The sequence below is a fragment of the Kluyvera sp. Awk 3 genome (genome assembly GCF_028069715.1).
GTDB lineage: Bacteria > Pseudomonadota > Gammaproteobacteria > Enterobacterales > Enterobacteriaceae > Kluyvera > Kluyvera georgiana_A.
Window position 1 is genome coordinate 17,755 of record NZ_JANEWH010000052.1, and the last position, 14,597, is coordinate 32,351.

Annotated in this window: 11 protein-coding genes; 1 reads left to right on the top strand and 10 read right to left on the bottom strand. The window is 55.1% G+C overall.

The window, feature by feature from the left end; genetic code table 11:
* Positions 1-4: 4 nt before the first annotated feature.
* The 10 genes from lpxK to NNN71_RS12595 form a co-directional block, all read right to left on the bottom strand.
* Positions 5-985 carry a tetraacyldisaccharide 4'-kinase gene (lpxK, locus tag NNN71_RS12550; RefSeq protein ID WP_271458616.1) on the bottom strand — a complete coding sequence of 327 codons (981 nt, stop codon included), beginning with the start codon at positions 983-985 and terminating at the stop codon, positions 5-7.
* On the bottom strand, positions 982-2,730 hold the full coding sequence (gene msbA, locus NNN71_RS12555; RefSeq protein WP_163448511.1) for a lipid A ABC transporter ATP-binding protein/permease MsbA: 1,749 nt from the start codon (positions 2,728-2,730) through the stop codon (positions 982-984). The genes lpxK and msbA overlap by 4 nt, the downstream gene beginning before the upstream one ends.
* Positions 2,731-2,766: 36 nt before the next feature.
* Complete coding sequence (locus tag NNN71_RS12560; protein ID WP_271458617.1) at positions 2,767-5,028, bottom strand: ComEC family protein; 2,262 nt, start codon at positions 5,026-5,028, stop codon at positions 2,767-2,769.
* Positions 5,029-5,242: 214 nt separating this feature from the next.
* Entirely contained in the window at positions 5,243-5,527 is a 285-nt protein-coding gene (ihfB, locus tag NNN71_RS12565) for an integration host factor subunit beta (protein WP_015965094.1), read from the bottom strand.
* 152 nt (positions 5,528-5,679) lie between these two features.
* Positions 5,680-7,353 carry a 30S ribosomal protein S1 gene (rpsA, locus tag NNN71_RS12570; RefSeq protein WP_064548795.1) on the bottom strand — a complete coding sequence of 558 codons (1,674 nt, stop codon included), beginning with the start codon at positions 7,351-7,353 and terminating at the stop codon, positions 5,680-5,682.
* Between the two features lie 112 nt (positions 7,354-7,465).
* Positions 7,466-8,149 (bottom strand): (d)CMP kinase, encoded by a 684-nt coding sequence (cmk, locus tag NNN71_RS12575; protein WP_064548793.1) that lies wholly within the window; start codon positions 8,147-8,149, stop codon positions 7,466-7,468.
* 170 nt (positions 8,150-8,319) lie between these two features.
* Complete coding sequence (locus NNN71_RS12580; RefSeq protein WP_163448509.1) at positions 8,320-9,087, bottom strand: M48 family metallopeptidase; 768 nt, start codon at positions 9,085-9,087, stop codon at positions 8,320-8,322.
* A 136-nt stretch (positions 9,088-9,223) separates the two neighbouring features.
* Positions 9,224-10,507 carry a 3-phosphoshikimate 1-carboxyvinyltransferase gene (aroA, locus tag NNN71_RS12585; RefSeq protein ID WP_167576293.1) on the bottom strand — a complete coding sequence of 428 codons (1,284 nt, stop codon included), beginning with the start codon at positions 10,505-10,507 and terminating at the stop codon, positions 9,224-9,226.
* A 71-nt stretch (positions 10,508-10,578) separates the two neighbouring features.
* On the bottom strand, positions 10,579-11,667 hold the full coding sequence (gene serC, locus NNN71_RS12590) for a 3-phosphoserine/phosphohydroxythreonine transaminase (protein ID WP_271458618.1): 1,089 nt from the start codon (positions 11,665-11,667) through the stop codon (positions 10,579-10,581).
* 200 nt (positions 11,668-11,867) lie between these two features.
* Positions 11,868-12,560, bottom strand: coding sequence for a DUF421 domain-containing protein (locus NNN71_RS12595; protein WP_271458619.1), 693 nt, complete (start codon positions 12,558-12,560; stop codon positions 11,868-11,870).
* Between the two features lie 130 nt (positions 12,561-12,690).
* On the opposite strand from NNN71_RS12595, the gene ycaO reads away from it, so the two are divergent.
* Entirely contained in the window at positions 12,691-14,451 is a 1,761-nt protein-coding gene (gene ycaO / locus NNN71_RS12600) for a 30S ribosomal protein S12 methylthiotransferase accessory factor YcaO (RefSeq protein WP_163448502.1), read from the top strand.
* Positions 14,452-14,597: the final 146 nt, after the last annotated feature.

The window sequence follows — 14,597 nt, forward strand, 5'->3', positions numbered from 1 at the left end:
GCGGTTAGCGCCGTGCGAGGGTAATCAATTCCTGCAGCAGCGTCTGCGCGCGATCGCCGGAAAGCACGGCGTCCACCGGCAGATACCACCAGTTTTTCTGCGCGAAGCGGCGACATTTCACCGCATCTTTTTCGGTCATGATCAGCATCTGTCCTGGCGCGACCAGCGCCTGCACATCCGCTTCACTCAGCGCCTGATGATCGGCCAGCGCCACCGTTCGTACCGGTTGCAGGCCGCAATCATTCAGGGTGGCAAAAAAACGCGGCGGATGACCAATGCCGGCCATCGCCACCACGTTTTGTAGTGTGGAAACAGGCTGCCGCTCACCGGTCAGCAGATTGACGGCGTCGCCGGGACGTAACGTCATCGGAATTTCGCCAGGCAGCGCTTCGCCACCGTTGACGATCCGCGCATCGACCGTATCCAGACGTGAAGCGCGTTCACGCATCGGGCCAGCCGGTAACCACCAGCCATTGCCAAAGCGGCGCACACCGTCGATCACCACGATCTCTTTATCGCGTGCCAGCCGGTAGTGCTGCAAACCGTCATCGGTGACGATCATTTGCAGATCGTGAGCCGCCAGCAGCGCTTTCACCGCATCAACCCGCACCGGCGAAACCGCCACTGGCGCGCCGGTGCGCTGATAAATCAGCACTGGTTCATCTCCGGCTTGCGCGGTAGTAGTATCGGCATTCAGCAGCAGAGGATAGCGCTCCGCTTTGCCACCGTAGCCACGAGAGACCACGCCAACGCGTACTCCCTGACGCTGAAGCTGTTCCACCAGCCAGATAACCACTGGCGTTTTACCATTGCCGCCCGCCGTCAGGTTACCCACAACCACAACCGGGCATGGCGCACGCCAGGACTTCTTCAGGCCGAGTTGATAACACAGGCGAATCACGCCGCTCACCAGGCCGTACAGCCAGGAGAGCGGCAGCAGCAGCCGCCACAGCGGCGATTCGCCGGACCAGATCTTCGCTATCATTCGCCAAACTGCATTTTATGCAGCTGTGCGTAGACGCCGCGCTGTTCGAGCAGATCGCGATGGCTGCCGCGCTCAACGATACGTCCGTCTTCGACCACAATGATTTCGTCAGCCTGCTCGATAGTGGACAGACGGTGAGCAATCACCAGCGAGGTGCGGTTTTTCTGCAGTTCGTCCAGCGCCGCCTGAATTGCACGTTCAGATTCGGTATCCAGCGCCGAGGTGGCTTCATCCAGAATCAGGATTGGGCTGTTACGCAGCAGCGCGCGGGCGATGGCAATACGCTGGCGCTGGCCGCCGGAAAGCAGAACGCCATTTTCGCCGATTACCGTATCGAGACCGTTATCCATTTTGTTGATGAAGTCCATCGCGTAGGCCATCCGCGCCGCCTCTTCAACCTGCTCGCGGCTGAACTCGTCGGTGCGCGCATAGGCAATGTTGTTGGCTACCGTGTCGTTAAACAGATGCACGTTCTGCGAAACCAGTGCGACCTGATTACGCAGCGATGCCAGCTTGTACTCGCGCAGGTCATGCCCGTCGAGCAGGATTTCGCCTTCATCGATATCGTAGAAGCGGGTCAGCAGGCTGGCGATAGTGGATTTACCCGAACCGGAGCGCCCCACCAACGCCACCGTTTTCCCTTCCGGAATCGACAGGTTGATATTTTGCAGCGCCGGGGTTTCGCGGCCAGGATAGGTGAAGGTAACGTTACGGAATTCAACGCTGCCTTTGGCACGTTCGATATCCAGTTTACCTTCGTCTTTTTCCTGCTCGCTATCCAGAATGGCAAACAGTGTCTGACAGGCTGCCATCCCGCGCTGGAACTGCGCGTTGACGTTAGTTAACGATTTCAGCGGACGCATCAACGCAATCATGGACGAGAAGACCACGGTAATGGTACCGGCAGTCAACGTTTCCATGACGCTTGGGAAGCTGGCGGCATACAGGACAAATGCCAGCGCCAGAGAGGCAATCAGCTGGATGATTGGGTCAGAGATAGACGACGCGGATACCAGCTTCATCCCCTGCAGTCGCATCTTGTTGCTGACCTTATCAAAACGCTTAGTTTCCACTTCCTGACCACCGAACATCAGCACTTCTTTATGCCCTTTTAGCATCTGTTCCGCGCTGGTGGTCACCTGCCCCATGGTGTTCTGCATGTTTTTACTGATGCTACGGAAGCGTTTTGACACCACGCGGATCGCCATCGACACGATAGGCGCCAACACAATCAGAATCACCGACAGCTGCCAGCTGTAGTAAAACATCATGATGAACAGGCCGATGATGGAAGCCCCTTCACGCACCACGGTAATCAACGCGCTGGAAGAGGACGATGCCACCTGCTCAGAGTCATAGGTGATGCGCGACAGCAGCGTCCCGGTGGACTGCTTATCGAAGAAGGAGACCGGCATCCCCATCATGTGGCTGAACAGCCGACGACGCATGGTCATCACGACCTTGCCGGAAACCCAGGAAATACAGTAGCTAGAGATATAGCTTGTGATCCCACGCAGGATCATCAGGCCAATCACGACCAGCGGCATCCACAGCAGCACTGAGCGGTCTGTTTTACCAAAACCATCATCCAGTAACGGTTTAAGAAGCGATAGCATAAAGGTATCGCTGGCTGCGTTAAGGATTAACGCCACGCCCGCCACGATCAGCCCTGCTTTAAACGGCGCAATAGTTGGCCAGAGTCGGCGGAAGGTCTGCCACGTGGAGAGATCTTTGTCGTTCTGCATTCAAAAAACCAGCTTGTGTTGAAATAGCCGCATATTCTACCCGTTATCGCGAGCCTCGCCAAACCACTGATGATACCAACGAGGTAAAAGTTGATCTCGTAAGCCTTCAATCTTCCAGCCATTGGCACTAAAAGTGAGTGTAATTTGCCCCTGATGCGGTGTATCGAACCAGGCGTACTGTCGTTGAAGATAGCGCGTCCTGACCTTTGCTGAAGGCAGGTGCCATAAGTTATAGCGGGATGCGGAAGCCAGTGCGGCTGCACCGCCCACCCGTTGAATCAGCGCCATCCCCGAGGACGTCGAGCTACCGTGATGTGGGACCTGGATAATTGTAGACGCAAATGGCTGCCAGAAACGGCTAATCATGGCCATTTCTGCCGATAATTCAATATCTCCCGTCAGCAGGATACTGTTTTTGCCATCATCAACCCTCACGACACAGGAGCCGTTATTGCCCTTCTGAGCCTTCCCCGGGAGCGGCCAGAGCGCACGAAAGGTTAACCCCTGCCACTGCCAGGATTCCCCGCGCGCGCAGGGTTGATGACCGGCCCAGCCCAGAGGACTTCTGACCCACATTTCCGTCCAGGTTTGCTGTAGCGAACGCAGACCGCCGCGATGATCCAGATGATCGTGGCTCAGAATAATGCCCTGAGGCGTAAGTCCGTGCCAGCGTAACCATGGCGCAATCAGCTGTTCACCACTGTCACCCTCCGGCCAGGCTAACCCGGTATCGTAGAGCAACGCTTTGCCTCCTCGCGAAATCACCATCGCTAACCCCTGCCCGACATCAAGCATGGTAACCTGCCACTGATTTTCAGGCGTTTTACGCCACAGTGGGAAGGCCAGCAGTATGCTTAACGACAACCAAAGCGCCGGAAAGCGCAACCAGCCATGCAAGCGCCAGAGAATCAACGCTCCCCACGGCAGCAGGGAAAGTCCCAGCCATGCGCTGCCAATGTACCACCATCCGGTTGGCAGCAGGCGCAAGTAAGCAAACACCAGCGCCAGCACCCGGTCGGCGCCGGACCATGCCATTGTTTCCAGCGTCATTGGGCCGCACAGATGCAGGAACATCGCCAACAGAATCAGCGGAACAGCCATAAATGTCACCACCGGCACCGCAACCAGATTCGCCAACAACGAGGTTAGGCTGATACCGTGAAACAACATGATTTGCAGCGGTGTTAACAGCAGCATCAAGCCAAGCTGAAGATGGATCAGGCTCGCGAGCGGGCGAAGCCATCGTGGATATGCCCACGCGGGCAACGGTAGCCACTGATACCAGAAAATGAGCGCGCCAACCGCAACTGCCGACAACCACAGACTATCGGACAGCACCGCCAGTGGGTCGAGAAACAGGATGGTTGCCAGACAGCAAAGCCACACTTCCCAGCCAGCCCAGCGCCTGGCGTGTAAACGGAGCAGACAGCAGACGGCGGCTGCCACCACCGTGCGCATCGCGGGCGGCTGCATTCCCGTCAGCGCCGCGTAAGCAAATCCACTCGCCAGTGACACCAGGAGCGGCAAACACCAGTTAATCAGCCAGACGGGAAGGAAAAACTGCACGGCGCGCACCAACAGCCAGCCCAGTGAAGCGCCAAGCGCAATATGCAGCCCGGAAATCGCCATCAGGTGTGAAGTCCCGGTTTGCTGCATTAGCGATTTAATCTCCGGCGCCACCGAGAGCCTCTCCCCCATTCCAAGCGCCAGCATGACGTCACGCCAGGGATAGGCCGCGAGGGTTGTTTGCAGCGATGTCAGGTAGCGAGCGCGGAGGCTACAGGTATTGTGCAACAATTCCGCAGCGATCGCTCGCCCCGTCAAAGCACGGTGTTGTGAAAACGCGTAGCGCTGGGAATCGAAGCCCCCTGCGTTTAGCTGCCCGTGAACGGCGCGCGCACGAATCGTCATCCGCCAACGCTGACCAACGCACGGCGGCTGCGGCAGATAGCTACCGTAGAGGGTAATCGCGGTGCCGGGGAACAGGCGCTGACCTTCCAGCCGGGTAATCATGCCCTGATGTGTCGTTTGTCCGTCAGTCTGCGTTATCGTCAACTCAACCTGACGATTCTTTCCCGGCAGCGTCAGTGCAGGCCACTGCACCTGCCACGCTGCCAGAACGCCCCAACAGAACATAAGCCCCACCAACGAAGCGGAGCGCCCCAACCGTCCACACGCGCTGAGAATAATCAACGCGACAATGGCAAGCTTAATACACCAAAGCGCGGGCAGTTCTGGCAGCACACTCAGCGGTAAGATTCCAGCCAGCACATAGCCAGCCAGCTGCGGCAAACGCATTGACACCTCCTTGTTATCAGGAGTGTCGCGTAGGATAAAAAGATTGTCGTGAGCGGTTTTTCAAACTTGCGTGGTGGTGTCAGATGAATATTCGTTGCGTGCAGGCATTGCGAAAAAAACGCGAGAGTGATTCCAGAGTGAGCATCTAAAAACGAAAAAAGCACCCGCAGGTGCTTTTCTCTCAACCAAGTTACCGCCGGTTAGCGGTCAAAACTCAATCGTAAATATTGGCGCGGTCGCGCAGTTCTTTACCCGGCTTGAAGTGCGGCACATATTTGCCTTCCAGTTCCACTTTGTCGCCAGTTTTCGGGTTACGCCCGGTACGAGGTGCTCGATAGTGCAGAGAGAAGCTGCCGAAACCGCGGATTTCAATGCGCTCGCCCTGGGCCAGGGTTGAGGCCATATGCTCCAGCATCTCTTTTACCGCATCTTCCACTGCTTTGGCAGGGATATGAGATTGCTGGCTGGCAAGTCTTTCAATCAATTCTGACTTGGTCATGATTCCTCCGGTTTCCTTTCAAGGAAAATTAGCTAACAGCTTATTAAACAAGGGCGGCCGTAGCCGCCCTTTGTGCTAGATTACAGGCCGAAACCTGCAATCTGTCAAGTAAACTCATCACAATTCAGGTTGTTAAACCCGAATGCGCAAGATTACTCGCCTTTAGCTGCTTTGAATGCTTCAGCCATAGCGTTGGAGAAGTTGCCGTCTTCCTGTTTGTTGTTAACAGTAGCGATTGCATCTTTCTCGTCAGCTTCGTCTTTCGCACGAACAGACAGGCTAATTGCGCGGTTTTTGCGATCAACGCCGGTGAATTTAGCTTCAACGTCGTCGCCAACGCTCAGAACCAGAGTCGCATCTTCAACGCGGTCACGGGAAGCTTCAGAAGCGCGCAGGTAACCCTCAACGCCGTCAGCCAGTTCTACGGTTGCGCCTTTAGCGTCAACTGCAGTCACTTTACCGTTTACAATTGCGCCTTTCTTGTTCAGAGCAACCCAGTTGTTGAACGGATCTTCTGCGAGCTGTTTAACGCCCAGGGAGATACGCTCACGCTCTGCGTCAACCTGCAGAACAACTGCTGCGATTTCGTCGCCTTTTTTGTATTCACGAACTGCTTCTTCGCCTGCAACGTTCCAGGAGATGTCAGACAGGTGAACCAGGCCGTCGATGCCGCCGTCCAGGCCGATGAAGATACCGAAGTCAGTGATAGACTTGATTTTACCTTCAACGCGGTCGCCCTTGTTGTGGGTTTCTGCGAACTGCTGCCATGGGTTAGATTTGCACTGCTTCAGACCCAGGGAGATACGACGACGTTCTTCGTCGATATCCAGAACCATAACTTCCACTACGTCGCCAACGTTAACAACTTTGGACGGGTGGATGTTTTTGTTGGTCCAATCCATTTCGGAAACGTGAACCAGGCCTTCAACGCCTTCTTCGATTTCAACGAAGCAGCCGTAGTCGGTCAGGTTGGTCACGCGACCGGTCAGTTTGGTACCTTCCGGATAACGCTTAGCGATAGCTACCCATGGATCTTCGCCCAGCTGTTTCAGGCCCAGAGATACACGAGTACGCTCGCGGTCGAATTTCAGCACTTTAACGTTGATTTCGTCACCAACGTTCACGATTTCGCTCGGATGCTTAACGCGTTTCCAGGCCATATCGGTGATGTGCAGCAGGCCGTCAACGCCGCCCAGATCAACGAATGCACCGTAGTCAGTGAGGTTCTTAACGATACCTTTAACTTCCATGCCTTCCTGCAGGTTTTCCAGCAGCTGATCGCGCTCTGCGCTGTTTTCGGATTCGATAACGGCACGACGAGAAACAACAACGTTGTTACGCTTCTGGTCCAGCTTGATTACTTTGAACTCAAGCTCTTTGCCTTCCAGGTGCAGAGTATCGCGCACCGGACGAACGTCTACCAGGGAACCCGGCAGGAACGCACGAATACCGTTCAGCTCAACAGTGAAGCCACCTTTAACTTTGCCGTTGATAACACCAACTACAGTTTCAGCTTCTTCGTAAGCTTTTTCCAGCGTGATCCAAGCTTCGTGACGTTTAGCTTTCTCACGGGACAGCAGGGTTTCACCGAAGCCGTCTTCTACTGCATCCAGAGCAACGTCAACTTCGTCACCAACCTGGATTTCCAGTTCGCCCTGGGCGTTTTTGAACTGCTCAGCCGGAATGGCAGACTCAGATTTCAGACCGGCGTCAACCAGTACTACGTCTTTGTCGATAGCAACAACAACACCACGAACGATGGAACCCGGGCGGGTTTCGATTTCTTTTAAGGATTCTTCAAACAGTTGAGCAAAAGATTCAGTCATGTTTAATCTTCAGGTTAATATTAACGTCCACCTGACACCTTGTCGGATGGGGTTGTTTCACATACCCGCTGTCAATCCTTTGCAACGGGGGTACTGCAAATTCGGTCGCGTCTTACGCGATTGCCAATTTCTGGCGCGCATAGTCTAACGCTTTTTCAATTACTTGCTCAATGCTTAAGGTGGTGGAATCCAACACTAAAGCATCGGCGGCAGGAACCAGCGGCGCAACGGCACGATTACGATCGCGGTCGTCTCGCTCCTTTATCTCTGCCAAAAGGCGCTCAAAGTTAACACTAAAGCCCTTTTCCTGCAACTGTAGCATGCGGCGTTGCGCACGTTCTTCCGATGAGGCATCGAGGAAGATTTTGACCGGGGCGTCCGGGAACACCACGGTGCCCATGTCGCGGCCGTCGGCAATCAGGCCCGGCGCTTCGCGGAAAGCGCGCTGACGACGCAGCAGCGCTTCACGCACGCGCGGGAAGGCAGCCACCTGTGAAGCGGCGTTAGCCACTTCCTGAGTGCGAATTTCGCCGCTAACGTCTTCCCCTTCAAGGATAACTTCCAGCGCGCCATCAGTAGAGACAAAACGTACGTCCAGATGCGCCGCGAGCGGAACCAATGCGTCTTCCGAGTTCACATCAACATGGTGATGCAGCGCCGCAAGCGCCAGCACGCGATAAATAGCGCCAGAGTCCAGCAAATGCCATTGCAATGCTTCTGCCATCGCTTTGCACAGCGTGCCTTTACCTGCGCCGCTTGGGCCGTCAATGGTAATTACCGGGGCAATTGCCGTCATCTCACTCTCCTTAATAAAAGGCATACATAACGTAAACGCCGCGCATTATACGCATCTCTGCGCCAGACGGTTACCTTTGTCTGCGAATTCCAGAATTAGCCCTATCAATAGCAGGAGAATAGACAAGTATAGCGGGCCGACGAGAGGCCGGCCCGGAAAGTGACAGTGATTTACTTTTTGTCCGCCGCGATGCGGTCGCGAATATGCTGCGCGCGTTCGGCTGAAGGCGGGTGAGAGTCAAACAACGATTTCGAGTGACCCGCGTCAAGCGTCGCCAGCTTATCGAAGCTGCCGACCAGACCCTGGGTACTGATGCCGCGTTTCTTCATCAGGTCGTAAGAGAAGTCATCGGCTTCTGATTCTTGCGAACGGGAGAACGCAGAGTTGATCATCCCTTCCGCCACATCGCCAAGCTGCGATTTCGACAGCTGAGCCGCCGTGCCGCTGGTGGCGGAAATCGCATCGCGAGCCGCAACGGTCGCATAGGCAGTTTGCATCGCCTTACGTGAGTGACCCAACGCTACGTGCCCCAGTTCATGCCCCAGAACGCCTTCCACTTCGTTGTCGGTCATCATGTCCATTAAGCCGCTGTAAACGCGAACGCAGCCGTTGGCCATCGCCCATGCGTTGACATCGGAGGTCATGTATACCTTGTAGTTTACCGCCGTGCCGTTGATGTTATTACCCAAGGCTTTGGCAATCTTATTCAAGCGCTTGGTGTATTTGCTGGACTGACTCGCCAGCTTGTTGTCGCCATCCATTTGCTCGCAGGCATCGTTGGAAAGGGCTTTAACCTCACCGTCCGACAGCGTCGCCGCTTTGTAGGCCGTCATCCCGGATCCTACCAGCGCATTGGTGTCGACACCCTGCATATTTTTACAACCCACAAGCAGCGTCGCGGAAACCGCCAGCGCCAGCATTACCTTTGCATTCTTCATATGAATCATCCATTGATTAATTATAATTAAATATCAATTAGTTATTTCAGAAAGAAGGGTAACACTGCTCGGTGTGGGCAAAAAAGTCCGAAAAAAAACGCCGGCGTCATGCCAGCGTTTTTACGATAACAAAGGATTAGGCCGGGGTACTAATACGCGCCAACTGCTCGAAATAGTCCGGGAACGTTTTCGCCGTGCATTTCGGGTCAAGAATAGTGACCGGCGTATCCGACAGCGCCACCAGAGAGAAACACATCGCCATACGGTGATCGTTATAGGTGCCGATTTCCGCAAAATTTAGCGTCGCGGGCGGTGTCACACGAATGTAGTCTTCACCCTCTTCAACTTCAGCGCCCACTTTACGCAGTTCGGTCGCCATCGCGAACAGGCGGTCGGTCTCTTTCACACGCCAGTTATAGATGTTACGCAGCGTCGTCGTGCCTTTGGCAAACAGCGCCGCGGTGGCGATCGTCATCGCCGCGTCAGGGATATGGTTCATATCCATGTCAATTGCGTTCAGCTCGCCGTGGGTGCAGGCAATGTAGTCATCGCCCCAGGTGATGGTTGCGCCCATTTTCTCCAGCACGTCAGCAAAGCGAATATCGCCCTGTACGCTGTGGCGGCCGATACCGGTCACCTTCACGGTGCCACCTTTAATCGCCCCGGCCGCCAGGAAGTAAGAAGCTGAAGAGGCGTCGCCTTCTACCAGATATTGTCCAGGAGACACATATTGCTGATTACCGCTCACAACAAAGCGCTGGTAATTCTGGTTTTCAACTTCAACACCGAAGGTTTTCATCAGGTGCAAGGTGATATCAATATACGGTTTGGAGACCAGGTCGCCCTTGATACTAATGGTGGTGTCCTGCGGCGCCAGCGGTGCGGTCATCAGCAGCGCGGTCAGGAACTGGCTGGAAACGCTGCCGTCAACCTCAACGTTACCGCCGTTAAAACCGCCCTTCAGTCGCAGCGGCGGGTAGTTTTCCTGCTCCAGATACTCAATCTGTGCGCCGCCCTGACGTAGGGCATCGACCAGGTGACCAATCGGACGCTCCTTCATGCGCGGTTCGCCGGTCAGCACAATATTGTTTGCGCCGAGGCACAGCGCGGCAGCCAGCGGACGCATGGCGGTGCCGGCATTACCCAGGAACAGTTCCAGCTCGCCGGGCGCCTGCAGCGGGCCGCCGTTGCCGGTCACTTCGCAGCGGGTACGATCGGCAGACAGGGTGTAGTGAATTCCCAGCGCTTTCAACGCGTTCAGCATGTGGCGAACATCATCGCTGTCCAGCAGGTTTGTCAGGACGGTGGTGCCACGTGCCAGCGCCGCCAGCAGCAGCGCACGGTTCGACACGCTTTTAGAACCAGGCAGATTAATCGTGCCATCTACGCGCGCGATAGGTTGTAACGTCAGGGATTCCATGAAACTCAACTCTCAAAAGCAGAAGTAAAAACCCCACAGACTGGTGCTGTGGGGATGAACAAAAAATAAAATTAACCGTGGCGACGTTCGAAGTCCTGCATGAACTCAGTTAACGCCTGTACGCCAGCCAGCGGCATAGCGTTATAGATGGATGCGCGCATCCCGCCCACGACGCGGTGGCCTTTCAGCGCATGCAGGCCGGCGGCAAAGGATTCCTCGAGGAACACTTTGTCCAGCGCGCTGTCGGCTAGCTGGAACGGCACGTTCATGCGTGAACGGTTGGCGCTGGCCACGTCGTTGCGATAGAAATCGCTGCTATCAATGGTGCTATACAGAAGATCGGCCTTCTGCTGATTGATGCGGTCCATGGCCGCAACGCCGCCCTGCTCTTTCAGCCATTTGAAGACCAGACCCGCCAGATACCAGGCGAAAGTCGGCGGCGTATTGAACATGGAGTCGTTGTCGTTCAGCACGGCGTAGTCGAGGATAGACGGGCAAGCCACGTGCGCTTTGCCCAGCAGATCTTCGCGCACGATGACCAGCGTTAAGCCCGCCGGGCCAATGTTTTTCTGCGCGCCTGCGTAAATAACGCCGTAACGGCTGACGTCGAGCGGGCGAGAGAGAATGGTCGATGAGAAGTCAGCGGCAACGATCACGTCTTTACCAAAGTTCGGCGTCTCTTCAATCGCGATGCCGTCAATGGTTTCGTTCGGGCAGTAGTGCAGATAGGCCGCGTTATCGGAAAGCTGCCAGTCACGCATCGGTTTAACCGCACGCTTGCCGTCGACGGTAATTTTCGCGTCGATAACGTTCGGGGTGCAGTATTTTTTGGCTTCTTTTACCGCACTTGCCGCCCAGTAGCCCGCATCGACGTAGTCGGCAGTGGTTTTGTCACCCAGAATGTTCAGCGGAACGCCGGCAAACTGACCGCGTCCGCCGCCGTGGCAGAACAGTACTTTGTAGTTGGAAGGGATATTAAGCAGGTCGCGGAAATCTTTTTCTGCTTCCTCCGCCACGTGGATAAACTCTTTACCACGATGGCTAACTTCCATTACCGACGTACCTAACCCGTTCCAGTCGCAAAGTTCTTTCTGCGCCAGTTTAAGAACTTCTGCCGGAAGCATCGCCGGACCTGAACTGAAATTAAAGACCTGAGCCATAACCCTCACCACATTGCAATGTTGTCTGACCGCATGCCTCGCGCGTCATCAACGCGTGGGCATAAGTTATTCCTGTGGCTATTGGTTTTATCATTCAGTGACACGCGCCGCAATGTCTAAAACTTTCTGCCGCCGAAATGCGTCGTTCATCACACAATAGATTCTGCCGTCTTGCCGGTACAAAACCGACAAAATCGCTGTCAGGCAATGCGTTTCGCCCTGCTCACCTTCGTCCATGCCGGATTTGCGCAGCGCGGACATAATTGGCGCTCCCCCGCCTGTAGGCCGACAACATAGCTGCAACGGACGCACGCGTATTCTCCCGGCTCAGGCACCGCTTTAAATCGCTGGGTCAGGCTATCGGGTAAGATACACAGGCCAGGTTTTACCTCATCGTCGGGATAAAAAAACACGCTAATCTGGCCGTCGGTTTCCATAATCGCCAGGCGGACCTGCCCAAGTTGCTCAATGCTGTTAAGACGCAGCGCCATAAAAAAATCCAGCTCCGTCAGATTCGCTTGCCGCACGTTCTCCCAGGCCAGTTGGCCTTCTTTCACGATGACAATCGCTTTGCCTTCGAGTAGATCCTGCACTTTCTCGCTTTTCGACATCAGCCACATCGCCAGCCGATACAACAGCGCGAGAGTGACAAAAACGGCCAATACCGGTACCAGCGGGACATCATCATAAAACGCCACGTCTCCCGCCGCCGACCCCAACGTCAGGATAATCAGCACTTCAAAGAGCGACATCTGGCGAACGCCGCGGCGCCCGGTAATTTTGAGAAACAAGAAAACCAATACGAAAGTAAAGAGGCACCTTAGCGCCACTTCACCTAAAAATTCAGGGGGAGCTTTATCAAATGCCATCCGTTGAAGATCAAATGCTTTCATTTTTTTTCGACGCCTTAACAGTAGGTTATCGTCAGTAAGCATAGCTGCCCCATTTATTTTCGCCGAAGATAGCACCCGTCACGCAAAACCCGTATCATTGCGCGCTTTCCGTACGACAAAAGAGATTGCTATGACGCAAACCTATATTCCCGGCAAAGATGCCGCACTGGAAGATTCCATCGCTCGCTTCCAGCAAAAGCTGCTCGATCTGGGCTTCGATATTGAAGAAGCCTCCTGGCTGAACCCGGTTCCTAACGTCTGGTCGGTGCATATTCGTGATAAGGCATGCTCTCTGTGCTTTACCAACGGCAAAGGCGCGACCAAAAAGGCGGCGCTGGCTTCCGCGCTGGGCGAGTACTTCGAACGTCTGTCAACCAACTATTTCTTCGCCGACTTCTGGCTGGGCGACAAAATCGCCAACGATCCGTTCGTTCACTACCCGAACGAAAAATGGTTCCCACTGACCGATGATGATGAAGTGCCGGAAGGCCTGCTCGACGCGCGTCTGCGTGCGTTCTACGATCCTGACGATCAGCTGACCGCCAGCATGCTGGTCGATCTGCAGTCCGGCAACGACGATCGCGGCGTGTGCGGCCTGCCGTTTACCCGTCAGTCCGATGGTGAAACCATTTATATCCCGATGAACATCGTCGCGAACCTGTACGTTTCCAACGGCATGTCGGCGGGCAACACCCGTAACGAAGCCCGCGTTCAGGGTCTGTCGGAGGTGTTCGAACGCCACGTGAAAAACCGCATCATTGCGGAAAGTATCAGCCTGCCGGAGATTCCGGCCGAAGTGCTGGCACGCTATCCGGGTGTGGTGGAATCCATCAAAACGCTGGAAGCGGAAGGTTTCCCGATCTTCGCCTACGACGGCTCTCTGGGCGGCAAATACCCGGTGATTTGCGTCGTGCTGTTCAATCCGGCAAACGGTACCTGCTTTGCTTCCTTTGGCGCGCATCCGGACTTTGGCGTCGCGCTGGAGCGTACGGTAACCGAGCTGCTACAGGGTCGTGGCCTGAAAGATCTCGACGTGTTCACCCCGCCCACCTTCGATGACGAAGAAGTGGCTGAACATACCAACCTGGAAACCCACTTCATTGACTCCAGCGGTTTGATCTCCTGGGATATGTTCAAGCAGGACGCCGACTATCCGTTCGCCGACTGGAACTTCTCCGGCACCACCGAAGAAGAGTTCGCTACGCTGATGGCTATCTTCAAAGAAGAAGATAAAGAAGTGTACATCGCCGACTACGAGCACCTTGGCGTCTACGCGTGCCGCATCATCGTACCGGGCATGTCCGATATTTATCCTGCTGAAGATCTGTGGCTGGCAAACAACAATATGGGTAGCCATCTGCGCGAAACGATCCTCTCCCTGCCGGGCAGCCAGTGGGAGAAAGAAGAGTACCTGAATCTGATCGAGCAGCTCGACGATGAAGGGCTGGACGACTTTACCCGCGTGCGCGAACTGCTGGGTCTGGCGACCGGTCCAAACAACGGCTGGTACACCCTGCGTATTGGCGAACTGAAAGCCATGCTGGCACTGGCGGGCGGCGACCTTGAACAGGCGCTGATCTGGACGGAATGGACCATGGAGTTCAACGCCTCGGTATTCAGCGCCGAGCGCGCCAACTACTACCGTTGCCTGCAAACGCTGCTGCTGCTGTCCCAGGAAGAAGAACGTGAGCCCCTGCAGTATCTGAACGCGTTTGTCCGTATGTACGGCGCCGATGCGGTGGAAGCCGCCAGCGCGGCGCTGAGCGGCGAAGAGGCATTCTATGGCCTACAGCCGGTTGACGGTTCTCTGGAGGCCTTCCCGGCCCATCAGTCGCTGTTACAGGCCTACGAGAAACTGCAGCGCGCAAAAGCCGCTTTCTGGGCGAAGTGATCGTTTCTCCATATAAATAGTAGGTTTAATCGACGACCTGGGCTATATTACGGGGCCACTTGCTGGCCCCTTTTTTATATTTCAACGTTTCGCTTCGTGATTCTGTGAAAATAAAGTTAAACATAAGTAAACACTATAATTAGTAG

Excerpts from the sequence above, each read along its gene's own strand:
- NNN71_RS12580 (WP_163448509.1), bottom strand. The coding sequence starts at position 9,087 with ATGAAGAATGCAAAGGTAATGCTGGCGCTGGCGGTTTCCGCGACGCTG.
- aroA (WP_167576293.1), bottom strand. The coding sequence starts at position 10,507 with ATGGAATCCCTGACGTTACAACCTATCGCGCGCGTAGATGGCACGATT.
- ihfB (WP_015965094.1), bottom strand. The coding sequence starts at position 5,527 with ATGACCAAGTCAGAATTGATTGAAAGACTTGCCAGCCAGCAATCTCAT.
- NNN71_RS12560 (WP_271458617.1), bottom strand. The coding sequence starts at position 5,028 with ATGCGTTTGCCGCAGCTGGCTGGCTATGTGCTGGCTGGAATCTTACCG.
- ycaO (WP_163448502.1), top strand. The coding sequence starts at position 12,691 with ATGACGCAAACCTATATTCCCGGCAAAGATGCCGCACTGGAAGATTCC.
- lpxK (WP_271458616.1), bottom strand. The coding sequence starts at position 985 with ATGATAGCGAAGATCTGGTCCGGCGAATCGCCGCTGTGGCGGCTGCTG.
- serC (WP_271458618.1), bottom strand. The coding sequence starts at position 11,667 with ATGGCTCAGGTCTTTAATTTCAGTTCAGGTCCGGCGATGCTTCCGGCA.
- rpsA (WP_064548795.1), bottom strand. The coding sequence starts at position 7,353 with ATGACTGAATCTTTTGCTCAACTGTTTGAAGAATCCTTAAAAGAAATC.
- cmk (WP_064548793.1), bottom strand. The coding sequence starts at position 8,149 with ATGACGGCAATTGCCCCGGTAATTACCATTGACGGCCCAAGCGGCGCA.
- NNN71_RS12595 (WP_271458619.1), bottom strand. The coding sequence starts at position 12,560 with ATGAAAGCATTTGATCTTCAACGGATGGCATTTGATAAAGCTCCCCCT.
- msbA (WP_163448511.1), bottom strand. The coding sequence starts at position 2,730 with ATGCAGAACGACAAAGATCTCTCCACGTGGCAGACCTTCCGCCGACTC.